The organism is Brevundimonas sp. AVps5, assembly GCF_058681515.1.
The window spans coordinates 805,536-830,546 of the sequence record NZ_CM178740.1 but is presented as its reverse complement, the minus strand read 5'-3'; the positions used below and the strand labels follow the sequence as shown (position 1 = coordinate 830,546).

The 25,011-nt window shown below is 69.8% G+C and carries 26 protein-coding genes; 15 read left to right on the top strand and 11 right to left on the bottom strand.

The features are described from left to right. Window position 1: 1 nt before the first annotated feature. From ACW18A_RS04150 to ACW18A_RS04125, 6 genes are all read left to right on the top strand, one after another. The gene (locus ACW18A_RS04150; protein WP_492023546.1) at window positions 2-535 is read left to right on the top strand and encodes a DUF2271 domain-containing protein; all 534 of its coding nucleotides are present in this window, start codon (window positions 2-4) and stop codon (window positions 533-535) included. A gap of 12 nt (window positions 536-547) precedes the next feature. Then, complete coding sequence (locus ACW18A_RS04145; protein WP_492023545.1) at window positions 548-1,375, top strand: DUF4198 domain-containing protein; 828 nt, start codon at window positions 548-550, stop codon at window positions 1,373-1,375. An 86-nt stretch (window positions 1,376-1,461) separates the two neighbouring features. Next, window positions 1,462-2,448, top strand: coding sequence for an FAD:protein FMN transferase (locus ACW18A_RS04140; RefSeq protein WP_492023544.1), 987 nt, complete (start codon window positions 1,462-1,464; stop codon window positions 2,446-2,448). Beyond that, window positions 2,445-3,785: a sulfite reductase subunit alpha gene (locus ACW18A_RS04135; protein WP_492023543.1), complete on the top strand. Its 1,341-nt coding sequence runs from the start codon at window positions 2,445-2,447 to the stop codon at window positions 3,783-3,785. Before ACW18A_RS04140 ends, ACW18A_RS04135 begins: the two co-directional genes overlap by 4 nt. Window positions 3,786-3,834: 49 nt before the next feature. Further along, window positions 3,835-4,299: a hypothetical protein gene (locus tag ACW18A_RS04130; protein WP_492023542.1), complete on the top strand. Its 465-nt coding sequence runs from the start codon at window positions 3,835-3,837 to the stop codon at window positions 4,297-4,299. Further along, entirely contained in the window at window positions 4,296-4,559 is a 264-nt protein-coding gene (locus ACW18A_RS04125; RefSeq protein ID WP_492023541.1) for a DUF7957 family protein, read from the top strand. The genes ACW18A_RS04130 and ACW18A_RS04125 overlap by 4 nt, the downstream gene beginning before the upstream one ends. Here the strand turns inward: ACW18A_RS04125 and ACW18A_RS04120 are convergent. Both ACW18A_RS04120 and mntR read right to left on the bottom strand, forming a co-directional pair. Next, window positions 4,552-5,946: an Nramp family divalent metal transporter gene (locus ACW18A_RS04120; RefSeq protein WP_492023540.1), complete on the bottom strand. Its 1,395-nt coding sequence runs from the start codon at window positions 5,944-5,946 to the stop codon at window positions 4,552-4,554. The two genes, ACW18A_RS04125 and ACW18A_RS04120, sit on opposite strands and share 8 nt — an antisense overlap. A gap of 79 nt (window positions 5,947-6,025) precedes the next feature. Next, window positions 6,026-6,460, bottom strand: coding sequence for a manganese-binding transcriptional regulator MntR (gene mntR / locus ACW18A_RS04115; protein WP_492023539.1), 435 nt, complete (start codon window positions 6,458-6,460; stop codon window positions 6,026-6,028). A gap of 116 nt (window positions 6,461-6,576) precedes the next feature. Here mntR and ACW18A_RS04110 point away from each other — a divergent pair, with 116 nt between their 5' ends. Beyond that, entirely contained in the window at window positions 6,577-7,275 is a 699-nt protein-coding gene (locus tag ACW18A_RS04110; protein ID WP_492023538.1) for a hypothetical protein, read from the top strand. On the opposite strand, the gene gspD is transcribed toward ACW18A_RS04110, so the two are convergent. Genes gspD through gspG form a run of 5 tightly spaced genes read right to left on the bottom strand, consistent with a single transcriptional unit; the run spans window position 7,272 to window position 11,516 of the window. Next, window positions 7,272-9,323 (bottom strand): type II secretion system secretin GspD, encoded by a 2,052-nt coding sequence (gene gspD, locus ACW18A_RS04105; protein WP_492023537.1) that lies wholly within the window; start codon window positions 9,321-9,323, stop codon window positions 7,272-7,274. The two genes, ACW18A_RS04110 and gspD, sit on opposite strands and share 4 nt — an antisense overlap. A 9-nt stretch (window positions 9,324-9,332) precedes the next feature. After that, the gene (locus tag ACW18A_RS04100) at window positions 9,333-10,217 is read right to left on the bottom strand and encodes a type II secretion system protein N (protein WP_492023536.1); all 885 of its coding nucleotides are present in this window, start codon (window positions 10,215-10,217) and stop codon (window positions 9,333-9,335) included. Continuing rightward, complete coding sequence (gene gspI, locus ACW18A_RS04095) at window positions 10,214-10,573, bottom strand: type II secretion system minor pseudopilin GspI (RefSeq protein ID WP_492023535.1); 360 nt, start codon at window positions 10,571-10,573, stop codon at window positions 10,214-10,216. Before gspI ends, ACW18A_RS04100 begins: the two co-directional genes overlap by 4 nt. Continuing rightward, entirely contained in the window at window positions 10,570-11,052 is a 483-nt protein-coding gene (locus ACW18A_RS04090) for a prepilin-type N-terminal cleavage/methylation domain-containing protein (protein ID WP_492023534.1), read from the bottom strand. Before ACW18A_RS04090 ends, gspI begins: the two co-directional genes overlap by 4 nt. Continuing rightward, entirely contained in the window at window positions 11,052-11,516 is a 465-nt protein-coding gene (gspG, locus tag ACW18A_RS04085; RefSeq protein ID WP_492023533.1) for a type II secretion system major pseudopilin GspG, read from the bottom strand. Before gspG ends, ACW18A_RS04090 begins: the two co-directional genes overlap by 1 nt. A gap of 101 nt (window positions 11,517-11,617) precedes the next feature. On the opposite strand from gspG, the gene gspL reads away from it, so the two are divergent. Genes gspL through ACW18A_RS04065 form a run of 4 tightly spaced genes read left to right on the top strand, consistent with a single transcriptional unit; the run spans window position 11,618 to window position 15,940 of the window. Then, window positions 11,618-12,751 (top strand): type II secretion system protein GspL, encoded by a 1,134-nt coding sequence (gspL, locus tag ACW18A_RS04080; RefSeq protein ID WP_492023532.1) that lies wholly within the window; start codon window positions 11,618-11,620, stop codon window positions 12,749-12,751. Continuing rightward, on the top strand, window positions 12,748-13,218 hold the full coding sequence (locus ACW18A_RS04075; protein WP_492023531.1) for a type II secretion system protein M: 471 nt from the start codon (window positions 12,748-12,750) through the stop codon (window positions 13,216-13,218). The genes gspL and ACW18A_RS04075 overlap by 4 nt, the downstream gene beginning before the upstream one ends. Then, window positions 13,215-14,717: a type II secretion system ATPase GspE gene (gene gspE / locus ACW18A_RS04070; protein WP_492023530.1), complete on the top strand. Its 1,503-nt coding sequence runs from the start codon at window positions 13,215-13,217 to the stop codon at window positions 14,715-14,717. The genes ACW18A_RS04075 and gspE overlap by 4 nt, the downstream gene beginning before the upstream one ends. Further along, entirely contained in the window at window positions 14,717-15,940 is a 1,224-nt protein-coding gene (locus tag ACW18A_RS04065; protein WP_492023529.1) for a type II secretion system F family protein, read from the top strand. Before gspE ends, ACW18A_RS04065 begins: the two co-directional genes overlap by 1 nt. Window positions 15,941-15,950: 10 nt before the next feature. Here the strand turns inward: ACW18A_RS04065 and ACW18A_RS04060 are convergent, their stop codons facing one another. After that, a complete protein-coding gene (locus tag ACW18A_RS04060; RefSeq protein ID WP_492023528.1) occupies window positions 15,951-16,709 on the bottom strand; it encodes a hypothetical protein in 759 nt (252 codons plus the stop codon). Between ACW18A_RS04060 and ACW18A_RS04055 the strand changes: the two genes are divergently transcribed. Next, complete coding sequence (locus ACW18A_RS04055) at window positions 16,655-17,365, top strand: type II secretion system protein GspJ (protein WP_492023527.1); 711 nt, start codon at window positions 16,655-16,657, stop codon at window positions 17,363-17,365. The genes ACW18A_RS04060 and ACW18A_RS04055 overlap by 55 nt on opposite strands. A gap of 26 nt (window positions 17,366-17,391) precedes the next feature. Further along, on the top strand, window positions 17,392-18,201 hold the full coding sequence (locus ACW18A_RS04050) for a type II secretion system minor pseudopilin (protein WP_492023526.1): 810 nt from the start codon (window positions 17,392-17,394) through the stop codon (window positions 18,199-18,201). Between the two features lie 35 nt (window positions 18,202-18,236). Here the strand turns inward: ACW18A_RS04050 and ACW18A_RS04045 are convergent, their stop codons facing one another. The 3 genes from ACW18A_RS04045 to ACW18A_RS04035 form a co-directional block, all read right to left on the bottom strand. Beyond that, window positions 18,237-19,589, bottom strand: coding sequence for an amidase (locus ACW18A_RS04045; RefSeq protein ID WP_492024328.1), 1,353 nt, complete (start codon window positions 19,587-19,589; stop codon window positions 18,237-18,239). A gap of 257 nt (window positions 19,590-19,846) precedes the next feature. After that, window positions 19,847-21,430: an amidase gene (locus ACW18A_RS04040; protein ID WP_492023525.1), complete on the bottom strand. Its 1,584-nt coding sequence runs from the start codon at window positions 21,428-21,430 to the stop codon at window positions 19,847-19,849. Then, the gene (locus ACW18A_RS04035; protein ID WP_492023524.1) at window positions 21,367-23,610 is read right to left on the bottom strand and encodes a S9 family peptidase; all 2,244 of its coding nucleotides are present in this window, start codon (window positions 23,608-23,610) and stop codon (window positions 21,367-21,369) included. The genes ACW18A_RS04040 and ACW18A_RS04035 overlap by 64 nt, the downstream gene beginning before the upstream one ends. 251 nt (window positions 23,611-23,861) lie before the next feature. On the opposite strand from ACW18A_RS04035, the gene ACW18A_RS04030 reads away from it, so the two are divergent. Both ACW18A_RS04030 and ACW18A_RS04025 read left to right on the top strand, forming a co-directional pair. Then, window positions 23,862-24,677 carry a ferredoxin--NADP reductase gene (locus ACW18A_RS04030; RefSeq protein ID WP_492023523.1) on the top strand — a complete coding sequence of 272 codons (816 nt, stop codon included), beginning with the start codon at window positions 23,862-23,864 and terminating at the stop codon, window positions 24,675-24,677. Beyond that, window positions 24,649-25,008 (top strand): chorismate mutase, encoded by a 360-nt coding sequence (locus ACW18A_RS04025; RefSeq protein ID WP_492023522.1) that lies wholly within the window; start codon window positions 24,649-24,651, stop codon window positions 25,006-25,008. Before ACW18A_RS04030 ends, ACW18A_RS04025 begins: the two co-directional genes overlap by 29 nt. Window positions 25,009-25,011 lie beyond the last annotated feature (3 nt).

The following is a 25,011-nucleotide window of genomic DNA, read 5'->3' as shown; positions in this document are numbered from 1 at the left end:
CATGTCATCGCGTATCCGCCCCCTGACCCTGATCCTCGCCGCCGGTGCCGCCTCGATCGCCGCCCCGGCCGTCGCCGCCGACCTGACTGTGACGGTGGAGGTGCCGACCGTCGCCACCGCCGCCTACCATCGCCCCTATGTCGCGATGTGGATCGAGCGCGCGGCCGATCAGGTGCCGATGCACACCATCGCCCTGTGGTACGAAGCCGGTGCGACGGCCCGCGGCGACGGCGACGGCGAACAGTATCTGAAGGACATCCGCACCTGGTGGCGCAAGGGTGGTCGCGCGACCACACTGCCGATCGACGGCGTGACCGGCCCCACCCGGGCACCGGGCCGCCAGACCATCACCGCACCGGCCGCCCGCATGTCCGCTCTACCGGCCGGCCAGTATGTCGTCGTCGTCGAAGCGGCCCGCGAACAGGGCGGCCGCGAGATTGTCCGCGTGCCCTTCACCTGGGGCGGGGCCGCCAACACCGCCTCCGCCGCCGGGACCTCCGAACTGGGCGCCGTGCGCGTCGCCGTCACGCGCTAAGGATCAGCCGCCATGAAGAAGTTTATCCTCCCCGCCCTGGCCGTCCTGGCCGCCGTGTCCGCCCCCATGTCCGCCCAGGCTCACCGCGGCTGGCTGATGCCGTCCTCGACCGTCCTGTCGGGTGACTCCGCCTGGGTCGCCTTCGATGCCGGTGCCTCGAACGGCGTCTTCATCGCCGACCACGCGCCGCTGCGCCTGTCGCCCCAGACCCTGTCGATCACCGCGCCCGACGGCTCGGCCGGTAGCGCCGCCAACCTGATGCAGGGTGCCTATCGCACCACATTCGACGTCGAGATCAACAAGCCGGGCACCTGGAAGATCGCCAACGCCTCGGCGGGCATGAATGCGGCCTGGATGCTGAACGGAACCCCCGGGCGCTGGCGCGGTCCGGAGGCCGAGATGGCTGCCAACATCCCGGCCGGCGCCACCGACGTCGTCTCAGCGTTCAGCGCCAACCGCCTGGAGACCTTCGTCACGCTGGGCAATCCGACCGAGACGGTCTTCGCTCCTGCTGGCGTCGGCATCGAAATGGTGCCGGTCACTCACCCCAACGACCTGGTCGCCGGCGAAGCCGGGACCTTCCAGTTCCTCAGGGACGGCCAGCCCTGGGCCAACGCCGACGTCATCGTGGCGCGCGGCGGCCTGCAGTACCGCGACAACCCGGAGGAACTGACCGTGAAGACCGACTCTGAAGGGAAGGTCTCCATCACCTGGCCGGAAGCCGGACTGTACTGGGTCAATACCTCGTGGCGCGATGCGTCGGCTCCGGCCGGCGGCGGCCGCAACGGTCCGCCGGTCGCTTCGGCCCAGTACACCGCAGTCCTGCAGGTCCTGCCCTGACCCTGGGCGGATCGCGCGGCGCGCCGCCGCCGCTCGATTTCCGCCAGGCGGACGAGCGGGGGGCGACCCGTGTCCTGATCCCGCCGATGAACACTCCGCCGTCCCGGCCCCCTGGCGATGAGGTCCGGCGGCTGGGCGGCGAGACCATGGGCACGACCTGGTCCGTCCGCGCCGTCGCTCCGGCCGAGATCGATGACGCGACCCTGACGGCCGCCGTCCGGACCGAGCTGGATGCGATCATTGCCGTCTTCAGCCCGTGGGACCGGTCCAGCGAGGTCTCCCGTTTCAACGCCGCGCCGGCCGGCGTCTGGGCCCTGTCCCAGATGTTCTGGACCGTGCTCGAGGCCTCGATGAATCTCGCCGACGACACCGACGGCGCGGTCGATCCGACCCTGGGGGCCCTCGTCGACCTGTGGGGCTTCGGCCCGCCCGGACCACGCACCGGCCCGGCGACCCCCTCCGACGAGGAAATCGCACAGGCCCTGACCGTCAGCGGCTGGCAGAAGCTGCGGCTGAACCACGACGCGCGCGGGGCGATGCAGCCCGGCGGAATGAAACTGGACTTCTCCGGCATCGCCAAGGGTCATGCCGTGGACCGCGTCTGTGATGCCCTGACCCGGCTCGGCGCGACCTCCCACCTCGTCGAGATCGGCGGGGAGATGCGCGGTGCGGGCGTGAAGCCCGACGGCCAGCCGTGGTGGATCGGGCTGGAGGAGCCGCCGGGCGCGCCGTCCTCGCGCACCGTCGCCGCGCTGGTGGACATCGCCGTCGCCACCTCCGGCGACTGGCACCGCGCCTTCGAACATGAGGGCCGCGTCTATCCCCACACCCTCGACGGCAAGACCGGCCGGCCGATCGCCAACGGCGTGACCTCGGTCACCGTCTTCCATGCCAGCGCCATGATCGCCGACGCCTGGGCCACCGCCCTGACCGTGATGGGTCCGGACGAAGGTCCCGGCCTCGCCGAGGCTTACGGCCTCGCCGCCCAGATGGTGGTCCGCACAACCGACGGCGTCATCGAACACCTGACCCCCGCCTTCGTCGCCATGATGGATGAGGACGAAGCCGCGTGAGCGACGACCCCGTCCGCTGGCTGTGCGCGGTCGCGACCGTCTTCGTCTGGCTGGTCTTCACGGGCTGGACCGTCTGGCGGTTTCGCAGGAAGACGGCCGCCGCCACCCCGGCGGGCGCCACGCTGATCGCCGTCGCCAGCCAGACCGGCTTCGGCGATGAACTGGCCGGGATGACGCGAAAGGCCTTCGCCGACGCGGGCCAGCCGGCCCGGGTGAAGGCCTTCGCCGACATCGAGCCCGCTGACCTGACGACCGCAGCGCGCGTCCTGTTCATCGCCTCGACCACCGGCGAGGGCGACGCACCCGACAGCGCCTCCGGCTTCGTCCGCAAGGTCATGACGGGCCAGACCGATCTGGCGGGCGTCAGCTATGGTCTGCTGTCCCTCGGCGACCACACCTATACAGAGTTCTGCGGGTTCGGCCGGGCGCTGGACGGCTGGCTGCACGCCGCGGGTGCGCGGCCCCTGTTCGACGCGGTCGAGGTCGACAACGGCGACGCCGCCGCGATCCGTCACTGGCAGGCCGAACTCGGCCGACTGACCGGCAGCTTGGCCGTGCCGGACTGGGCCCCGCCCGCCTATGCCGACTGGCGGCTGGTCGAGCGGCGGCTGTTGAACCCCGGCAGCCCCGGCGAAGGGGCATGGCATCTGGCGTTCGAGCCCGTCGACGGCGTTCTGCAATGGGTCGCCGGCGACATCGCCGAGGTCGGGGTCCCCTCGCCCGAGGGGCGCCTCGCCCCCCGCGAATACTCCGTCGCCTCCTTGCCTGCTGACGGTCGCGCCGAGTTCCTTGTCCGCCTGATGCGCCGTCCTGACGGAACACCCGGCCTCGGCTCCGGCTGGCTGACCGGGACGCTGCAAATTGGGGAAGTCGCCCCGATGCGTATCCGCGCCAACCGCGCCTTCCACGGCCCCGACGCCGCCACGCCGATGATCCTGATCGGCAACGGAACGGGCCTCGCCGGGCTTCGGTCGCACCTCAAGGCCCGCGCCGCCGAGCAGGCGACCGGCAGCACCTGGCTGATGTTCGGCGAGCGTACTGCCGCCCATGACAGCTTCCATGACGCCGAGCTGCAGGGCTGGCTGGCCGACGGAACCCTGACCCGACTCGATCGCACCTTCTCCCGTGATGCCGACGACGGTCGCTACGTCCAGGCGGTGATCGGGGCCGAGGCCGAAGCCGTTCGCCACTGGGTCGGGCGCGGCGCTGCCCTCTACGTCTGCGGCAGCCTCGAAGGCATGGCCGGAGGGGTGAACGCGGCGCTGGAAGCTGTCCTCGGCGTCGAGGCCCTGCGCGACCTCGTCGAAACCGGCCGCTATCGCCGGGACGTCTACTAGCCGCTGACGCCGACGCCGGTGTAGCCTGCTGGCGGAAAAGGAGACGACGATGACGAACTTCAGGGCGGCGACGCGCGACTGGCTGCTGACGCCGGTCATGATGCTCCTGGCCGCCCTGACGCTGGGCCTGGCAGGCTGTTCCACCGTGGCTGCGCCCACGACCTATGCCGCCCCCGCTCCGGCCGTCCTCGTCGAGGCCTGGGCCGGACCGGTCGAGGAGGTCCGCACCGACCGCGTCATGACCTTCTACCGGGCGTACGGGGGCGGCGCGAACCGCCTCGGGGCCTGGCTGTCGCCGGTTCAGCCGACGTCTTCGCAAAACGTACGCGAGGCCATGGCCCTGCCGCCCGCCAACACCGCCGAGTTCTACTCCGTCGTCACGGTCCCCGCGGGCACCCTGATGAAGGTCGGCATCGCCGCCCCCGCCTTCGACCAACCCGGCGGCGGCCGGCAGGTCCAGCTCCTCGAACTGATCCCGGCCGAGAGCTTCTCCGACCCGATCCCTCTGCCATGATGCAGATCGAACTGCCTGACGGCGACCGCCTGGTCCTTCACGGCCTGTCCGCGCCCGAAGACGAGCGCGGCGCCGTCGTCCGCCTGCATTCGACCGGGCGCCGTCGCTGGATCGCCCACCCGCAGAAGGGCGAGGGTCAGGACGCCTTCATCACCATGCGGCTGGAGGACGGGACGTTACTCGCTGACAGCTTCCAGGGCCTGAGCTTCCACATCGACCTCGCCACCGGGGCGGTTCGAGCGAGCGCCTTCCTCAAATAGCGGGCGGCCGATAGCCGAGCCGCACCCAGGCCGCGAAGCCGGTCATCACCGCAGCCAGAAGGCTCAACCACATCGGCCCGATCACGCTCCACAGCAGATAGACGTTCAGCGAGGCGATCACCGCGCAGATCGAATAGCCGATGACCTGCACCACCCGCCCGTTGGCGAACTGGCCCATCTTCGCCTTGTCGGAAGTCAGCATCATCAGGGGGAAGATGGCGAACGGCAGCTGCATCGACAGCACCACCTGGCTGATCACCAGCAGTTGGACCGTGTCCCGACCGCCGGTCGCCGAGACGATCACCAGGGCCGGAACGATGGCGATACTCCGCGTGACCAGCCGCCGGATCCACGGCTTGATGCGGATCTTGAGAAAGCCCTCCATCACGATCTGACCCGCCAGGGTGCCGGTGATGGTCGAGGACTGGCCCGAGCAGAGCAGGGCCACCGCGAAGGCCGTCGCCGCCGCTCCGCCGAGGGCGGGTTTCAGCAGTTCGTGCGCCTGACGCAGATCGTCGACCTCGACACCCGCCTTCCAGAACACCGCCGCCGCCAGCACCAGGATCGCTGCGTTGACGAAAAAGGCGGCACCGAGGGCCACAATCGTGTCGACCGTGTTGTGCCCGATGGCCGCCCTCAGGTCGGCGATTCCCCGCCCGTGCGCCCGCGTCTGCACGATCGACGAATGCAGATAGAGGTTATGCGGCATCACCGTCGCACCGAGGATGCCCAGTGAGATCAGCAGCGCTCCGCCGCCCGGAAGGCTCGGTACGAAGGCGCCGTGCGCAGCGGCCGCCCAGTCAGGCTGGGCCAGAAAGATCGACCAGGCGAAACAGACGCCGATGGTCGTGACCAGGGCGATGACGATGGCTTCCAGCCAGCGGAACCCGAAATTGACCAGCATCAGCAGGATCAGCACGTCGAACCCGGTGATCAGGACGCCCCACATCAGCGGGATGCCGAACAACAGGTTCAGCGCCACCGCCGCTCCGACCAGTTCGGCCAGGTCGCAGGCGATGATCGCAATCTCGCACAGCAGCCAGAGCGCGATCGACGTCGGTCTGGAATAGGAGTCACGGCAGGCCTGTGCCAGGTCCTGGCCCCGCACCAGTCCCAGCTTCGCGCAGAGGACTTGCAGGAACATCGCCATCAGATTGGACGCCAGGATGACCCACAGCAGGGCGTAACCGAACTGGCTGCCGCCCGCGAGATCGGTGCCCCAGTTGCCGGGGTCCATATAGCCGACCGCAACCATGAAGCCGGGGCCGGAGAAGGCCAGCATCCGCCTCCACCACGGCCGCGCCACACTGCCCTGGGTCCACACCGGAATGGTCCGGTAAGCCTCCGGCAGGGAGCGATTGTAGTCGTCTTCAATCGGAGCGGTCATCGCTGTTCCCGTGCCCGGCGGGAATTCAGCCGAGGCTGAATCTCTATACGCGACAATTTGCCGCCGGGTGCGAGCGAAATCAGCCGGCGTCGCGCAGCCGCTTCGTCATGCCTTCGAACAGGGCGAGGGTCTCGGGGCTGACGTGGTGCTCGATCCCCTCGGCATCAGCCTCGGCGGTCTCTCCGGTGACGCCGAGCGCGATCAGGAACGCATGCACGATCCGGTGCCGCTCACGCGACGCGGCCGCCATCGTCTCGCCCGCAGGCGTCAGGGTGATCGAGCGATAGGGCCTTGTCTCCACCAGTCCATCGCGCTGCAGACGCTGCAGGGCCTTGGCGGCCGTCGCCGGGGCCACCCCGAGGCAGTCCGCCAGATCCGTCAACCGCGCCGACCCCGTCTCGGCGATCAGATCGCCGACCAGTTCGACATAGTCCTCCGCCACCTCGCTGGAGCGGGCATCGCGCATTCGGCGGAAGGCGGCTGCGCGCCGGGCGGCACCGGGAATCTGGACCACGGGGGTCTCCTGAATCGCACTGCGGGGTGCGCCGTCACCCTAGACGAGGCGGCGAGCGATTTCATCGTCCTGTCGTCCTATGTCCGCATGAGACCGGCATGGTATCGAGACTTCCGATGCGTCTGCTCCGCCCCGCCCTTCTGGCCTTGCTGCTGGTCGCCGCCCCGGCGCTCGCCCAGGCCCCTGCGACCGCCTCGATCCCGGCCGCCGCTGAGCCGCTGCAGTTCTATGTCTTCAGCTTCACCGACACCCCCGTCGCGGAGGCGGCGCAGGACATTGTCGGCGGGGCCCTCGCCTGGGACGTCACGATCGATCCCGCAGTGGACGGCGTCGTCACCTTCCGCGCCGACGGCTGGTATTCCTCGGACGCCCTGCTGAAGGACTTCGGCTCGGCCCTGCTGGATCAGGACATCGCTATGATGCGAACAGGTCCCGGAGCCTATGCCGTCGTCCCACGCGCCAATGTGCCCATGATGCTGGCGCGCGGCGGAAGCCTGATGACCCTGGCGGAGCCGGCCACGGCCAGACCCCCTATTCCCGCCGCGACCACTGCTGCGCCGACTGCCGTCTATGGCAAGGACCGCTGGTGGGACGGGGCCTTCACCGCCCTGCTGATCTTCTTCGGCGGAGCGCTGGCGGGCGCCGCGGCCCTGTTCGGCGGCCAGACCGTCTATCGCCGCGCGGAAGAGCGCGCACAGATCGCCGCGCCCTTGCTGCGGCTGACCGACCAGCGTCCGTCCGCCGCGCACCCGCCGGAAGGCGTCGAGGCCGACCCCGACCTCGTTATCCCCCGGTTCAACGACCCCCGAAGCTAGAAAACCTCACCCACTTCCGGAACCAGCCGGGGATCGCGGCCGATGGCTTCCGGCCGCGTCGGATCGATCCGCACAGGCTCCGAACGGCGCAGCCGGTCGTAGGCTTCCCGCGCATCGGCCGCGACCGAGGCGCTGTCACGCAGGATCGTCGGCTTCAGGAAGATGAACAGGGTCCGTCGCGTCTGGCTGTCGCGGCGCGACCGGAAGGCGGCGCCGATCAGCGGCAGGCTGCCCAGGCCCGGCACGCTGCTGTTGGCCGTCTGGCGGTCGTCTGTGACCAGACCGCCCAGCACGATGGTCTCGCCGTCGTCGGCCAGGGCCGAGGTCTGCAGACTGCGGCGATTGGTGATCAGGTCGGCCGCGCCGATCACGGCGGTCGGGACCAGTGAAGAAATCTCCTGCGACACCTCCAGCCGCACCACCCCGCCCTCATGCACGCGCGGCACGACCCTCAGGGTCAGACCCACGTCCTCGCGGCTGATTGTGGTGAAGGGGTTGGTCGAGTTCCCGTCGGTGGCGAAACTGCCGGTGCGGAACGGAACGTTCTGGCCGACCACGATCTCCGCGGCCTCGTTGTCCAGCACCGTGATGCTGGGCGAGGACAGCAGATTCGCCGCGTTATTGGTGCCCACGGCCTGCAGCAGCAGGCCGAAATCGCCTTCAGACCCGGCAGCCAGCGACAGGCCCGCGCCCAGCAGACGCCCGGCCGGATAGCCCAGAGCCGACAGCACAGTGCCCAGGTCCGAGCCCGCATTGGAGAAGCCCGTGCCGCCGATGACACCATCGTCCGGAACCGCTCCGCCCAGGCCCAGCTGCACCCCGATCTGTTCGCCCAGCTCGCCGGTGATCTCGACGATGGCCACCTCGATTTTCACCTGGGCGCGACGCAGGTCGAGCTGGCTGATCACGTCTTCCAGCATGTCCACCGTCGCGGGCGGGCCGCGCATGACCACGGCGTTCAACTCGGGCGAGGCCTGAACCGTCACACCTTCCAGGGTGAAGCCTTCGGCGCGGGCCGGCGAACCGGATGCGGGCAATGAAGCCGCCGCGCCATCGCCCGACGACGAGATCGCGCTGGCCGCCATGGCCGCCGTGTCGCGGTTCGAGGCACTCAGGCTCGCCAGTCCCGTCGTGTTGCGTAGCGACCGCGCCACCGGGTTGGTCGCCGACGGTTCGCCGCCCAGCAGGCCGCGCACGATATCGGTGATCGACTCGGCATCGGAGTTCCGCAGGCGCACGACACGCGTCACGGGCGTCGCTCCGCCGGGCGTGTCCAGGGCCTCTACGATCGACCGGGCCTGCGCCAGGTCGGCCGCGTCACCCCGGATCAGCAGCACATTGGAGCGCTCGTCCGCCGTCACGCGCGGGCCGCCGGCGTCCGAGCCCAGCAGGGCGCTGACCGACGCCGCCACCTCGGTCGCCGAGGCGTAGCGCAGTGCGATACTGTCGAACGATGTCCCGCCGCCCTCATCGAGCGTCGCGGCCAGTTGCTGCACCCGGCGGATGTTCTCGGCATAGTCGGTGACCACGACGCCGTTCGGCTCCGTCAGGGCCTCGATGGCACCGAAGGAGGACACCAGGGGACGCAACGCCCGCACGGCCTGGTCGCTGGGCAGGTTCCGCAAGCGGATCAGGCGGGTCACGATCTGCTGATTGGAACTGGCCACGCCGGTCTCCGAGGCACCGCTCTGGACCACGGTGGCCTGGGGAACGACGCGCCAGACATTGCCGCTGCGCACGGCGGCAAAGCCCGAGGTCCGCAGCACCGACAGGAAGAGCTCCCATACCCCGTTGCGGCTCAGCGGCTCGGCCGAGACGACGTTGACCTGGCCCTGCACCTGCGGGTCCAGAACGAGCGTCCGGCCGGTGATACGGCTGACCTGTTCGGCGACGTCCTTGATGTCGGCGCCGCGCATGTTGATGACCACGTCCTGCATGGCGACCGGCGCGGGCGCGACGGTCTGCGCGAACGAGGCCGATCCCACGGGGCCGGCGGCGAGGCTGAGGGCCAGCACGCTGGTTGTTGTCAGGCGGAGAAACTTCGTCACGCCGGGCTCCTAGCGAAGGGGAAAGTTGAGGGTCAGACGGCGTCCGTCACGGACGACCACCACGCGCGCCTGTCCGGCGGACCGGGCGCGTTCGAAAAGCTGCTGATCCGAGCCCGCATCGCCGACCGCCTGGCCGTTCAACGTCTCGATCACATCGCCGGGCTGCAGGCCGAAGCGGCGCAGTTCGGGCGACGGATTGGGGCCTATGCGATAGCCGGACGCCGTCGCAGTCACGCCTGCAGCGCCGGCTGCAGCGGCGACATCGGGGGTCGCGCCCGGATCGGCGACGCGGGGCGCGGGCTGAGCCGCTGCGGCCGCGCCGGCCACGGGCGAAGACATCGCCGGTGCCGCCGCCGTTTGCACCGGCTGGACGGGAGTCACAGTGATTCCGGCGCCCGGCGTCGCGCCGGAAACGGTGGCAGGATCGATCGCGACCGGTGCGGGGAAGTCCAGTCGCTGGCGAGCGCCGCCGGAGGACAGGATCACATGATCAACCTCTATGGACTCGATGACCGCATCGCCCACCGGCGTCTGGCCCACCCCATAGATGGCCGCCGGTCCCTCACCGACCGCGATCAGGGCCGTCGAGGCGCTGGGCGGCGAGGCCATCAGGATGCCCTTCAGCACCAGACCCAGGGTCGAGGCCGACAGGCCTCCCGCCGCCGTTGCGCCGCCGAACGGGGCCAGCGACACGATCCGCGCCACGTCGGTGTCCGCGCCAGGCGCAGCGCCCCCGCCGAGCGGCACAAGACTGTCCGCCACGGCCACCTGGTCACGCCCGTCGTCCCAGCCGGTCAGCCGCCATGTCAGTCCCGCCAGCGCCAGGGCCAGCGATCCCGTGACCACGACGCTGACCAGCCTCAGCGCGATTTCGTCCCTGCGCTCCGGCGTCATGCCGTCGCTCCCCGGTCAACGAAGCCCGACAGCCGTACGGCCTCGCGACCGCCCGCAGGCGACACGGCCACATCCACGGCGACCAGATCCGGATCGTCGGTGTTCCGGCGCGCGACCCGCACGTCCCAGTCGCGGTCCATCATGCGAACCACCGAGACGTCCGGCGTCTGCACGGGGCCTTCCAGGTTGAGTTCAACCAGCCGGTTCTCCGCCACCCACTGGGCCACGACCCGCTGTTCGAGCCCGCGCACGCCGTCGACATGGGCCTGTGTCGCGCGCGTCAGCCCGACCGTGGCGATGGCCAGGATGAACAGGGCGACCAGCGCCTCCATCAGGGAATATCCGTCGCGCCTCATACCGGCGCCTCTTCGGCGACCGGCTCGGCCAAGGCGTTCAGTCCGTCGAAAGTCACACGCCAGCGCCTGTCCCCCTTGGCCAGGCCGAAAGCCGCAACCGGCTGCGCGCCGTCAGGGTCGATCGACACGGGCGAAGATACGCCCAGTCCGACCATCCGGACGCCGTCCGGCAGGGCGTGCCTCTCGGCCAGCGCATCCACCACGCCCGCTGCACCGGCATCGCTGCGCACGAAAACATAGCCCTCGCCGTCGAAGGCGAGGGACAGGGGCCGGCGGGTCACCATCACGTCGTCGGCGGCCAGTCTCAGCCGGTCGGCCAGCCGGTTGGCCTCGGTCTCGACGCCCATGCCCCGATCGGCGGCACCGACGCCCAGGGTGACGACGCCCGCCATCACCCCGACAATGACCAGGACCACGAGAATCTCGACCAGGGTCATGCCCGACCGACGCTTCAGACTGTGTCCCCCGACAGCCCTCATCAGCGCGTTCGTTCGTTCAGGTCGGCGTCCAGCTTCTCGCCGCCCTCCTCGCCGTCCTTGCCAAAGGACAACAGGTCATAGGGGCCGGTCAGGCCGGGGCTGCGGTAGACATACGCCTTGCCCCACGGATCGGTGGGCACCTCGGTCAGATAGGGTTCGGCCGGATAGGCGCGCGGCTCCGGCGGTGATGTCGGTCGTCCTGCCAGCGCGGCCAGTCCCTGCTGCGTCGTCGGATAGTCGCCGTTGTCGAGCCGGTACATGCGCAGGGCGGTGGCAATGGTCTTGAGGTCGGTCTTGGCCACTGTCACGCGCGCCTCGTCCGGGCGGCCGATCACGTTCGGCACGATCAGCACGGCGACCACCGCGATGATGGCCAGAACCACGATCATCTCGACCAGAGTCAGCCCGGCACGCCGCGCATCAAGACGACGACAAAGCTTGTGACGCTGGGACAAAGTAATCATGACACTTTTTCTCGACGGCGCAGCCAGTGGCGACAGGCTTGTTTTCGCTGCTATAGACCGGGTCAACGCCTCCGACCACGCCATTCTATTGAGTCCCGCCAATGCTCGGTCGACCCGCCAGATCGAACCTGCCGAGCCGAGGCTTATGGCGCATCGTCGATGACAGAATCATAGCAGTCGATCGGTCCTATGCCGGTCCGACGACGGTTCTGGTCCCCTCGGAAGACGTCCTGACCCTGACGGTCGATCTGCCCTTCCCGACGCGAGCCCAGCGCCTGTCGAACCTGGCCTATGCGCTCGAGGACGCTGTCGGCGAACCGCTGGCCACCCTGCATTTCGCCCTCGGCACGGAGATCACCCCACGCCGCCACATCGCCGGGGTCGTCCGCCACGCCCGGATGCAGTCGTGGATCGCCCTGCTGACCGAGGCAGAGCTCGACTCGTCGATCCTCCTGCCGGACGCCCTGACCCTGCCCCTGCCGGCACCGGGCGCATGGGTGGTCAAGGCCGAGGCTGACCGCGCCCTCGTCCGCACCGACAACGGCGCGGGGTTCGCCCTGCCCCTGTCGGCCATCGACGCGGCCTGGAACGCCGCCGGCAAGCCCCGCCTCCATTCCGTCGGCGATCCCCTTCCCCAGGCCCTGGCCCACGGCGTCGAGCACGAGGCCGGCCTGCTCGGCGCGATGGGAGAGACGGTCGCGGTCCTGCCGCCGCTCGACCTGCGCCAGGGGACCTGGGCCGCTACCCGCTCCAGCGGCCAGAGCGCGGCCCGCACCCTCGCCCTGGTCGCCGGGATCGGCGTCCTTGCCCACATCGCCATCCTCGGGATCGACACCGTCATGTTGCACACCATGGCGGAGAAGAAGGAGGCGGAGGTCCGCGCCCTGCTCCAGGCCGTCGCGCCCCAGATCGCGGCCGAGGACGATCTGATCGCCGCCACCGACCGCATCCTGCCCTCGGCCGGCGGCGGCGTCCGTCCCTTCACCCGCCTGCTGGCCCAGACCTCGGGCGCCCTGCCGGGCGCGGGCGCCGTGGCCTTCAACTCGGCCGCCTACGCCCCCGGCTCGCTCGATCTCGGCGTCGCGGTCTCCGACATCGCCAGCCTGGACCGGGCCGTCGCCGCCCTGAACGCCTCGGGCCTGACCGCGACCGGCGCGCCCGCCGCCGTCGATGCGACCCAGGCCACCAACGGCCTCAACGCCACGATTCAGATCACGCCGGGAGGCGCCGGATGAGGTCGCCCGCCCTCGACACCGCCGCTGCCTGGATGGCGTCCCGATCGCGCCGGGAACAGGTGATGATCGCCGTCCTCGGCGGCGTTCTGGTAATCGCCATCGTCTGGCTGGCCGGCCTGCGCCCCCTGCTTGATGCCCGCGCCACGGCCATCGGCCGGATCACCGCCTATGAGCAGGTCATGGTCGATGTCCGCGCGGCCGGCGGTGCCGTTTCGACTTCGACAGCCGCCCTGTCGGGCCCGCTGCAGGAGGCCATCCCGGTCCAGGCCGCGACCTTCGGCATCGTCCCCACCGTCACAGGCGCCGACGGGTCAGCCGAGGTCAACGTAACCGGCGCCCGCTACGACGCCGTCATCCCCTGGCTGGCGGCTCTGGAAGCCTCCGGCGCGACCCTGTCCTCCGTGAACATCCGGCGCGGTGCCTCCGAAGGCGTCGTCGACGTCACCCTGCGCGTAGTTCAACCATGAGCCTCGCCGAAGACACCGCCTCCGCCCCTGCCGCCAGCCTCGCCTACGGTTTCGCCCGTCGGCGCGGAGCCATGATCCTGCGGCCGTCAGGAGAGGAGGGCGACCGCCCCGTCTGCCTGCACCGCCGCTCTGCGACGCTTGAGACCCTGCTGGAAGTCCGGCGCGTCAACGGCGCCGACATCGCCTTCGAGGCTGTGGATGACGACCGTTTCGACGCCATCCTGCGCGAACAGACCGGAGGCGAGGCCGCGCCCGCAGCCGACTATGCCGCCTCCGAGGACGACCTCGCCGCCCTGGCCGAGGACGCCGCCGCCGTCGACGACCTGCTGGACAGCCGCGACGACGCGCCAGTCGTGCGTCTGATCAACGCCCTGCTGCTTCAGGCCATCCGCGACGGCGCGTCGGACATCCATATCGAGGCCGAGGAAAAGCGGCTGGTCGTCCGCTTCCGCATCGACGGCGTCCTGCGCGAGGTGCTTCAGCCCGCCCGCGCCCTCGCCCCGCTCCTGGTCAGCCGCATCAAGGTCATGGCCCGGCTGGACATCGCCGAAAAACGCGTACCCCACGACGGCCGCGTGACCCTGCGCATCGGCGGTCTCGACGTCGACGTCCGCGTCTCGACCATCCCGTCCCAGCACGGCGAGCGGGTGGTCCTGCGCCTGCTCGACCGGGGCTCGACCTCGCTCGATCTCGCCCAGCTGGGCATGAGCGACCGCGACCTCGAGACCTTCGAGCGGATGATCACCCGACCTCACGGCGTCATCCTGGTCACCGGTCCGACGGGCTCCGGCAAGACCACGACCCTCTATTCGGCCCTGACGCGCCTGAACGACCGCCGCCGCAACATCATGACGGTCGAGGACCCGATCGAATACGCGCTCGACGGCATCGGCCAGATGCAGGTCAATGCCCGCATCGACCTGACCTTCGCCCGGGGCCTGCGCGCGATCCTGCGTCAGGACCCGGACGTCATCATGGTCGGCGAGATCCGCGACCACGAAACGGCCGAGGTCGCCGTCCGCGCCTCCATGACCGGCCACCTGATGCTGTCGACCCTGCACACCAATACGGCGGTGGGCAGCGTCACCCGGCTGATCGACATGGGTGTCGAACGCTATCTGCTGGCCCCCATGCTGTCGGGCCTGATCGCCCAGCGTCTGGTCCGCCGCCTCTGCCCCCACTGCAAGTCGCCCGCCGAAGCCACACAGGCCGACAGCGAGATGACCGGCGGCGTGGTCCCGGTCGGGGCCCGCATCTTCCGCCCCGTCGGCTGCCCCGAGTGCCGGGGCGAAGGCTTCAAGGGCCGGCTCGGCGTCTATGAGGTCATCGAGATCGACGGCGAGATGCAGCAGGCCATCCACGACGGCGCGGCCGAGGCCGACCTGATCCGACTCGCCCGCCAGCGCGGTCCGGGCCTTCTGGAAGACGGTGCCGCCAAGGCCCTGGCCGGCGAGACCTCCGTGCAGGAAGTCGCCCGCGTGGTGCGGGAAGACGTCTGATGCCCGTCTTCGCCTTCCAGGCGGTCGACGCGGAGGGCAAGCCGCACAAGGGCACCATCGAGGCCGCCTCCGACGTCGGCGCACGCCAGCTGGTCCGCGACCGGGGCCTGCTGCCCACCGCCGTCGCCCTCGCCGGAGAGCGTCGCAAGACCGACCTGTCCAAGGGCATCGTCATCTTCCAGCAGGGCATCAGCTCCAAAACCCTGTCGGCCGTCACCCGCCAGCTCTCGACCCTGATCGGCTCGGACATCCGCATCGAGGAGGCGCTGCGCATCGCCGCCCAGCAGACCGAGGGCCAGCCCGTCGGCGTCGTCCTGACCGACGTCCGCTCCGCCATTCTGGAAGGCCGCAGCTTCGCCGCCGCCCTCGCCCGTCACCCCAGGGTCTTCCCGGAATTCTACCGCGCCTCGATCGCCGCGGGTGAACAGTCAGGCAAGCTCTCGACCGTGCTGGCCCATCTGACCGAGTTCGTCGGCAATCAGGAAAAGGCGCGCCGCAAGGTCCAGCTGGCCCTGCTCTATCCGGCCCTGCTGGCCGGCGTGTCCCTGCTGATGATCACCCTGATGATGATCTACGTCGTGCCGGACATCGTGAAGGTGTTCGTCTCGCGCGGCGCCGAACTGCCTTTCCTGACGAGGGCCCTGATCGCACTGTCGGCCTTCGTCCAGACCTTCGGCGTCTATGTACTGATCGCGCTCGTCATCGCCGGGATCGCCTGGAACCGCTGGCTGGCCGTGCCCGCGAACGCCCGCCGCTTCGCCGAATTCCTGCTGAAGACCCCGCCCTTTGCCGGCTTCGTCCAGCACCTGAACGCCGCCCGGTTCGCCGGTTCGCTGGCCACCCTCGTCCGCTCCGACGTGCCCCTGGTCGAGGCGCTTCAGGCGTCGGCCGCCGTCACCCCCAATCGCTTCGCCCGCGAGCGCGCCTTCCTGGTCGCCGCCCGTGTTCGCGAGGGATCGTCCCTGCGCCGCGCCATGGCCGAGGCCGAGATCTTCCCGCCGCTTCTCCTGGCCATCGTCGCGGCCGGCGAACAGTCCGGCAAGCTGGGCCACGGCCTCGAACGCGCCGCCCAGGATCTGGAGCAGGAGCTGGACTCCCTCGTCCAGGCCCTCGTCTCGCTGGTCGAGCCCGGCGTGCTTCTGGTGATGGGCGGCATCGTCCTGCTGATGGTCCTCGCCATCCTCATGCCGATCGTGAACCTCAACAACCTCGCCGGGCTGTGACCCGGGCCGCCTACAGCGTGGTCTCGATCGACACCGGTGCCCCGACGCCGGGGATCAGGCCGACGCCGCCGGGCTCGATCGAGGCCGTCAGTCCGCCGTCCGGCTGCACGCGTGCCTTCATGACCTCGGCCGCCGAGTCCGCCCGCGCAAAGGCCACGGTCGTCCCGGCCCCGTCCGCCGAGATCGTCCCGTTCAGCCCCGGGATGGGCGTCGCAGGCCCGCCCATCGTCGGCGCGCATGCGGCCGGGCCGCTCGTCATCGTCCCCGTCCCCTCCGGCGACCCGCGCAGCGACAACTCCGCCACGTCCAGCCTGAGCACGGACGAGCAGGCGAACGGCAGGCCCGGTGCCACGGCGTTCAGGATCCGCAGGGACGCCGTCCCCTCCAGGTCGCGCACCAGCACCCGCCCGGGCCGTGCGAGCACCTGGCCCGCGGCCGCGGTGTCCGGCCCCCGCAGACCCAGCCTCAAAGCTCCCGACAGATGCAGGATCGAAGAAAAGGGCATCACCGCCCAGCGCGCGCCGAACCCGCCTGGCAAGGCCCGTTCGCCGGCCCAGACGGTCCCGACCGCCTGCCGCTCTCCGTTTGAGGATTTCGCCACGATGATCTCGGACGGCGCCATGGCGATCAGGCCCAGCGCATATGCTCCGGCCCCGACGCCGGCCAGGACCACGCGCCAGCGCGTCACCTTCACCGTCAGCCGCTCGAACTGAAATGCGCCCGCAGCCCGGCCGCCTTCGCCCTCTCGCGTTCTCCAGACCTTCAGCATCGTCGCGCCTCCCGTTCCGCGCCGCAGATACCACGCGTGCGGACGAAGCGAAGCGCCGTCGCAAAGGTTTCACCCTGATCGAGGTGCTGATCGCCATGGCCCTGTTCGCCCTGATCGGCGTCGCCGGCTTCACCCTGCTGAACAGCGTCCTGCGGACCCAGGACGCGACCGATACCCGCCTCGGCCGGATGGCGGAGATCCAGCGCGCCATGCTGGTCGTCTCCTCGGACCTCGACCAGATCACCGGCTCGCTGGGCGGCGGCGCGACCTCCCTGTCGCTGCAGAAGGCCGACATCACCGGCGGCATCGTCAACGTCCGTTACGACCTCGACGGCGACACCCTGACCCGCACGGTCACCGGCGCGGGGGGCGAGCGGGTCCAGACCCTGCTGACCCGGGTCTCGACCGTTCGCTGGACCTTCCACCGTCGTCGCGGCGACTGGCTCGATGCCTGGCCCCAGCCTCAGCAGCCCGCCCTTCCCCTGATCGGCCCCGACGGCCGGCTCCTGTCGACCAGCCCCGCCCCTGACGACGGCGTCACCGCCGTGGCGCTCGACCTGAGCCTGACCGGTGTCGATGGCCAGCCGACCGCTACCCTGCGTCGCGTCGCCTCCATCCCGCTGATGGAGCCGGCTCCGCCGGTCGTCGCGCCATGAGGCCCCGGCTCACCCGACGCGAGGGCATGATCCTTCTCAACGTCCTGCTCGTCCTCGCCGTGGCCAGCGTCGCGGTCCTGATCATGGTCTCGACCCAGGACATCGAGGTCCAGCGCTCCACCCGTCTGCGCGACGCGGCCCAGGCCAACGCCTACGCCCGCGCGGGCGAACTATCGGCCGTCACCATCCTGCGCCGTGACGCCCTGGTCGCCGCCGGTACCGACAACCTCTCCGAACCCTGGGCGCAGCTGGGCCAGCAGGCCATCTCCGTTCCCGGCGGCCGCTTCGCCCTGGCCATCGAGGACGAGCAGTCCCGCTTCAACCTCAACGCCCTGAACTCCGGCGAGGCCGCCCCCATCGCCCTGTTCCAGGCCATCGGAGCCTCGCTCAACATCGATCCGGCGTCCCTGATCCGCATCGCCTCGGTCGTCCGCGTCGCCGGCCCCCTGACCGACGACAGCCTGATCGTCGCCGCCGGCGTGCCCCGCGCCGACCTCGACAGTCTGGCCCCCTATGTCGTCATCCTGCCCAAGGACGCGACCGTCAACCTGAACACCGTCGGCCTGCCCCTTCTGTCCCTGATGACGAACGACGCCGAGGTCGCCGGCAAACTGCTGGCGGTCCGGGCCCGCCACGGCCTGCTGAATCCCGCCGACCTCTCAACCGAAGGCGCCCCGTCCCTGCCCGGGACCGGGTTTACCTCGAACCACTACCGCGTGATCACCACGGTCACGGTCGGCGACGTCACCCAGGCGCTCGACAGCCGCATCGCCCGCATCCGCCGCGACCGTGCCGTCGACGTGGTGGTGACCGGGCGCCGGCGCAGGGCTGGATAGGACAGCCGGACAGGGGGCTCGGCGTCGGCCGCCGATCAGGGCTCCGCAACGAACGGGGCGAGCACCGATGAGAACTCCGGCAGTTCGTCTATGGAGCGGCGCAGGGTCGCCGGCCGGTAGGCCCGGGTCGCCTGTTCGAAGGCGTAGCCCAGGGACAGGATGCGCGCATCGTCCCACTTCGCCCCGATGAAGCTCAGCCCCACCGGCAGCCCCTGCACGAACCCCATCGGCACGGTCAGATGCGGATAGCCCGCGACGGCCGGCAGCGTCGACGCGGCACCCAGATAGTGGTCGCCATTGACCACATCGATCGACCAGGCCGGCCCCACGGTCGGCGCGATCAGGGCGACGACCCTGTTCTCCGCCAGAAGCCGGTCGATCCCGTCGACCCCCGCCAGTCTCAGCGAGGTCGCGCGCGCTGCGATGTACCCGGGATCGTCCAGACCCCGCGTCGCCTCGGCCCTGATGAAGGTCTCCTGCCCGAACAGGGCCATCTCGCGCGGCGTCGCTTCGTTGAAGGCGATAACGTCGGCCAGGGTCCGGGTGCGCACCTGCGCCGGATCAGTCGAGGCCAGATAGGCGTTCAGGTCGGCCTTCAGCTCATGGTGCAGCACCGTCGTCTCGGCCTCGCCGATGGCCTCCATGTCGGGCCCTTCGGTGATCTCGACCAGCACCGCCCCGGCCTCGCGCAGAGCCTGCAGCGTTTGTTCGAACACCACGTCCGTGCCGGGCGAATAGCCGGTCAGGAACCGCGCTACCCCGATCCGGGCACCGCGCAGCGAACCGGCGTCGAGGGCCGCCCGGAAGTCGGTCTTCCGCGCATCCGCCTCGGCCGTCGCCGGGTCGGCGGGATCGCTGCCGGCGATGACCGACAGCAGGATGGCCGCGTCCTCGACCGTGCGGGTCATCGGCCCTGCCGTGTCCTGCGAATGGCTGATCGGCACGATATGGGTGCGGCTGACCATGCCGACCGTGGGCTTGAAGCCGACGATGCCGTTGATCGCGGCCGGACAGACGATCGACCCGTCCGTCTCCGTCCCGATCGCCGCCGGGGCCAGTCCCGCAGCCACCGCCGCACCCGATCCGGACGATGAGCCGCAGGTGTTGCGATCCAGCGCATGCGGATTGCGCGTCAGTCCGCCCACCGCGCTCCACCCCGACACCGAAGCCGACGAGCGAATGTTGGCCCACTCCGACAGGTTGGTCTTGCCCAGGATGACCGCGCCTGCCTCCCGCAGCCGCGCGACCAGAGGCGCGTCCCGCCCCGGCGCGTTGCCGAGCAGCGCCATCGAGCCGGCGGTCGTCGGCATGTCGGCCGTCTCGATATTGTCCTTGAGCAGGATCGGCACGCCGGACAGGGGGCCCGGCGCGAAAACGCCCGGCTCCATCCCTCCGAGATCGCTGACCGTGATCACCGCATTGATCGGCTGATCTGACCCGACCCCGGTCGAGGCGATCAGCGCCATCGAGGCGTTCAGAGCCCCGGGGGCCAGCGTCGGATCAGCGATCAGGGCGGCCACGGTCGGCGGCTGGTATCGGGGAACGTCTTCGCCCAGGTCCCAGCTGCCGTCGCCATTGGGCGTAGCGCACCCCGCCAGCGTCAGGGCAGCCAGGGTCAGACCGAGAAGCGTTCCGCGCCGGATCATCACTGTGCGTCCTGACCGGCGCGGACCCGTTCGCCCGGCGCCACCCGCGCCATCGTCTTCTGCTCGAAGGCATAGCCCAGCGACAGCACCGTCGCGTCCTGCCACTGGCCGGCCATGAAGCTGATCCCGACCGGCATGCCGCGATCCATCCCCATAGGGACGGTCAGGTGCGGATAGCCGGCCACGGCGGCGAGCGTGCTGGCCGATCCCTGCCCGTTATCCTCGTCGTCCCGGTCGTTGGTCCAGGCCCGCGAAGTGGTCGGCGAGACCAGGGCCACGACCCGGTTCTCCGCCATCATCCGGTCGATCCCCTCGACGCCCGAAAGCCTCAGCGAGGTTTCCCGCGCCGTCACATAGGCCGGATCTTCCAGCCCCCCGGTCGCCTCAGCGCGTTCGAACAATTCCTGGCCGAACAGAACGGTCTCGCGCGGTTCGGCGGCGTTGAAGGCGATGATCTCGGCCAGGGTCCGCGTCGGCACCTGTTCCGGGTCGGTCGAGGCCAGATAGGCGTTCAGATCGACCTTCAGCTCGGTCAGCAGAACGGTCAGCTGCGCCCCGCCGATGGCCCGCATGTCCGGCCCCTCGGTGATCTCGACCAGCTCGGCGCCGGCGTCGCGCATGGCCTGCAGCGACCGCTCGAACGCCGCCCTGGTGTCGTCCGAGAAGTTGTTCGCCATGAACCGCAGCACCCCGATCCGCGCGCCGCGCAGGGAGTCCGCATCGAGGGCGGCGACATAGTCGACCTTGCGCGCATCCGCCTCGGCGGTCGCCGCATCCAGCGGGTCCGATCCGGCGATGGCGGTCAGGACGAGGGCCGCGTCATGCACCGTCGTGGCGATCGGTCCGGCGGTGTCCTGCGAATGGCTGATCGGCACGATATGGGTGCGGCTGACCAGACCCACGGTCGGCTTGAACCCGACGACGCCGTTGACCGAAGCCGGGCAGACGATGGAGCCGTTCGTCTCTGTCCCGATGGCCACGGGGGCCAGGCCGACAGCCACAGCCACGGCGCTGCCCGACGACGAACCGCAGGCCGTCCGCGTCGCGTCATAGGGGTTGGGCGTCAGCCCTCCGACCGCGCTCCAGCCGCTGATCGAACGGGTCGAACGGATGTTGGCCCACTCCGACAGATTGGTCTTGCCGAGGATGAAGAACCCGGCCTCGCGCAGCCGCGTCACCAGGGGCGCATCCCGGCCCGGCGCATTGTTCGCCAGCGCCAGCGACCCTGCGGTGGTCGGCATGTTCGCCGTCTCGATATTGTCCTTCAGCAGGATCGGCAGGCCCGCCGCCTCGCTGGCGCCGTAGGCGACCGCATCCGCCGTGGGCGCCCAGCGGATCACCGCATGCGAGGTCATCGCGTCCCGCTGACACGCTGAGATCACCAGCCCCGCCGCGACCCCGGCTTCGCCGCCGTCGAGCGGCGTCAGGCCGGCGCACTGCGCCTCCGCCTCCGCCGCCTGCGCGGCCAGGATCGGCGCCGTGTCCTGCGCGAACGCCGGCGCCGCGAACCCGGCGAGGATCAGTCCGCCAAGGGCGCCCGCGATCCGATCGTGCGATCGAGGAAGTCGAGATACGTGCGCCATTGCTGCAGCTGCCTTTCGTTGCCCCGAACGCCATGCCGCTGCCCCGGATAGAGCATCAGTTCGAACGGAATGGATTTCGCCTGAAGCGCGTCGATGACGCGCGTCGAGTTCTCGAGAATGACGTTGTCGTCGGCCATGCCGTGCATCAGCAAAAGGCGACCGGTGAGATTGTCGAGGCGCGGAATGGCGTCCGAGGCGGCATAGCCTTCCGTGTTCGCTTCCGGCGTCGACATGAACCGCTCGGTGTAGTGGGTGTCATAGAGGCTCCACTCCGTCGGCGGCGCCCCGGCGATGGCCGACGCCAGCCCCATCTCGGGCTCGGTCAGCGCCATCAGGCTCATGAACCCGCCATAGGACCAGCCCATCATGGCGATCCGAACATCATCGACGTAAGGCAACGATCTCAGATAGTTGGCACCAAGAACCTGATCTTCGATCTCAGGCTGGCCCATCTTCAGATACAGGGCCTCCTTGAACGCCGCCGACCGGTCGCCCTCCCCGCGATTGTCGAGGCGGAAGACGATATACCCAGCCTCGGTCAACAGTTGAGTGGTCGCCGGCAGCCAGCCGCGTTTGACCCCGCCGCCGCCCGGCCCGCCATAGACCTGCATCACCACCGGCCAGGTCCGCGAGGGATCGAAATCGACCGGCTTCGACATCTGCCAGACCAGGGTCTCGCCGTGGCTCTCCAGGGTGCCGAACTCCGTCACCGGACGGCGCGAAACGTAGGGGGCGAACGGATGATCCGCGTCCAGCGCATTCTCCTCGATCCAGCGCACGAAGGTTCCGTCCGCCTGATACAGGCCCGACCGCATCGGCGTGGTCAGGTCGGTGTAGTTGCCGACATAGGCCGTGCCGGTCCGGTTCATGCTGGCGGACCACCATCCGCCCTGCGGCGTCACCGCCACCGGATCGACGGTGCTGTTCAGGCTGGCCCGGAACAACTGCTGCTCGATCGGATATTCCTCGCCGTCGCGCATCGAGGCGGTGAAATAGACGTCTCCCGTCTCGGCGTTGACGCCGCTCAGGCCCTTGATCGCATAGTCGCCGCGGGTGATCGGGCGGATCTGGCGACCGTCGGCCCCGTACAGATACAGATGCCGCCAGCCGCTCTCCTGCGACGACCAGATGAAGGTCCCGTCCTTCAGGGCCTTGAAGTCGTTGTTCAGCGAAACCCAGGCGTCCGACCGCTGGGTCGAGATCACGCGCGACGCGCCGGTCGACGGATCGACGGCCAGCAGGTCCAACGTCTTCTGATCCCGCGACTGGCGCTGGACATACAGGGTTCCGCCGTCCTTCGACCAGTTCACGCGCGCCAGATAGATGTCGGTGTTCGCGCCCAGGTCGACCTTGACCCGCCGGTTCGCCGCCACGTCCTGCACATACAGTTCGACCACGGCGTTCGGCCGTCCGGCGCGGGGATAGCGCTGCTCGACCACGCTGGCACCGCCGCCGGTGATGTCGAGGCGTGGCACGACATCGACGGTCGACTCGTCCGTCCGCTGCAGGGCGATGAATCTCTCGTCCGGGCTCCACCAGTAGCCGGTGTCGCGATCCATCTCTTCCTGGGCGATGAACTCGGCCGTTGCCCAGGTGATCAGACCGTCCCCGTCCGTGGTCACCTCGGTCTCGTCGCCCGAGGCCAGGTTCAGCACCACAAGGTCCTGGTCGCGCACAAAGGAGACATAGTTCCCCTCCGGCGACACCTTGGCGTCAATCTCGTCGGCTTCCGTCTCGGTCAGACGACGGATGTCTCCGCCCTCCCGGCTGGCCAGGAAGATGTCGCCTTCCAGCGGCGCGAGGATGTAGCGCCCCTGTTCGTCCCACGAATACTCGACCACGCCGCGCTGCGAGATCCGCATCCGCTCGCGCCGCGCCTTCTCGGCCTCGGACAGTTCGCCGGCGTCAGGCACCAGGGCCCGCGCGTCGATCAGCTTGAACGGCTCGCCCGCTCCGGTCGGCGCCGCCCACAGGTCGAGCACCGAGACATCGTCCTCACGCGCCCGCAGGAAGGCGACCAGTTCGCCGTCGGGCGAAAGGCTGACCCCCTGGGCGACCGGGCCGTTCAGGCTGGGGTTGGCGAACACCCGCTCCGGCGTCAGCACGGCGGGGTTTGCGGACTGCGCCATGGCCGATCCGGCGGTCAGGGCGAGGGCGGAAACAAGAAGAACTATGCGCATGGGCGCGGACGCTAGTCGCAGAACTCAGCCGCGTCATCCCCTTGCTTCTCTCTCTCGCCGGGGGAGGGTTTGAGCCTCCGGGAGCGTACCGATCGGCTAGGGCGACAAGGCGAGGGTCGGGCCTCACCGGCGAGACCCGACCCTCATCCGTCTCGCTGCGCGAGCCACCTTCTCCTGCCGGGAGAAGGAAGATGAAGCGCGACACCCCGCGACCTTTCGCCAGCCCCTCCAACCGCCTAATAGACCCCGCAATGACCGACGCCGCCCTGTCCCCGCCGCCGCCCAAGCCCTCCGCCTTCCACGAGCTTGAGGTGCAGTGGGTCCATCACTGGACCGACCAGCTGTTCAGCTTCCGCGTGGCCCGGCCCGAGGATTTCCGCTTCCGCTCCGGCGAGTTCGTCATGATCGGCCTGCCGGGTGCCGACGGCGGCAAGCCCGTCTTGCGCGCCTATTCGATCGCCAGCCCCGCCTGGGACGAGCAGCTGGAGTTCCTCTCCATCGCCGTGCCCGACGGTCCCCTGACCTCGCGCCTGGTCAACATCAAGCCGGGCGACACCGTCCTGATGGGCAAGAAGCCGACCGGGACTCTCGTGCTGGACGCCCTGACCGGCGGGCAGACCCTGTGGCTGATCGGGACCGGGACGGGCCTGGCCCCCTGGCTCAGCGTCGCCCGCGATCCCGACACCTACAGCCGCTTTGGCCGCGTCATCGTCTGCCACACGGTCCGCAACGTCGCCGACCTGTCCTACCGGGACCTCCTGACCACGGGCATCCACGAGGATCCCCTGATCGGCGACGAGGCCAGGGCCCAGCTGACCTACTACCCGACCGTGACGCGGGAGAAGTTCGAAACGCCCGGCCGCATCACCGACCGGATTGCCTCGGGCGCGATCTTCAACGACCTCGGCCTGCCCCACGGCTTCTCGCCCGAGCGCGACCGCGTGATGCTGTGCGGCTCCATGGCCATGATCAAGGAAACCGCCGCGCTGCTCGAAGGCTTCGGCATGAAGGAGGGCTCGAACGCTGAGCCCGGCGACTATGTTCTGGAGCGCGCCTTTGTCGGCTGAACACCATCCGCAGATCGTGGCCGTGGATGCACGAGTGGATCCCGCAGCCTGCCAGTCGATGACCGAGGTCCGTCAGGGCGTCGACGCTCTCGACCGCGCCCTCGTCGCCCTGCTCGCCGAGCGCCAGCGCTACATGGACGCCGCCGCCCGCATCAAGCCGGACCGCGACGCCGTCCACGACGACGCCCGCATTGAGGACGTCGTCTCCAAGGTCCTGACCAGCGCCGAGGCCCACCACCTGTCGCCCGACATCGCCGAGCCGGTCTGGCGCCTGCTGATCGACCGCTGCATCGCCCACGAGTTCTCGACCTACGACCGCACCCGCAGCTGATCC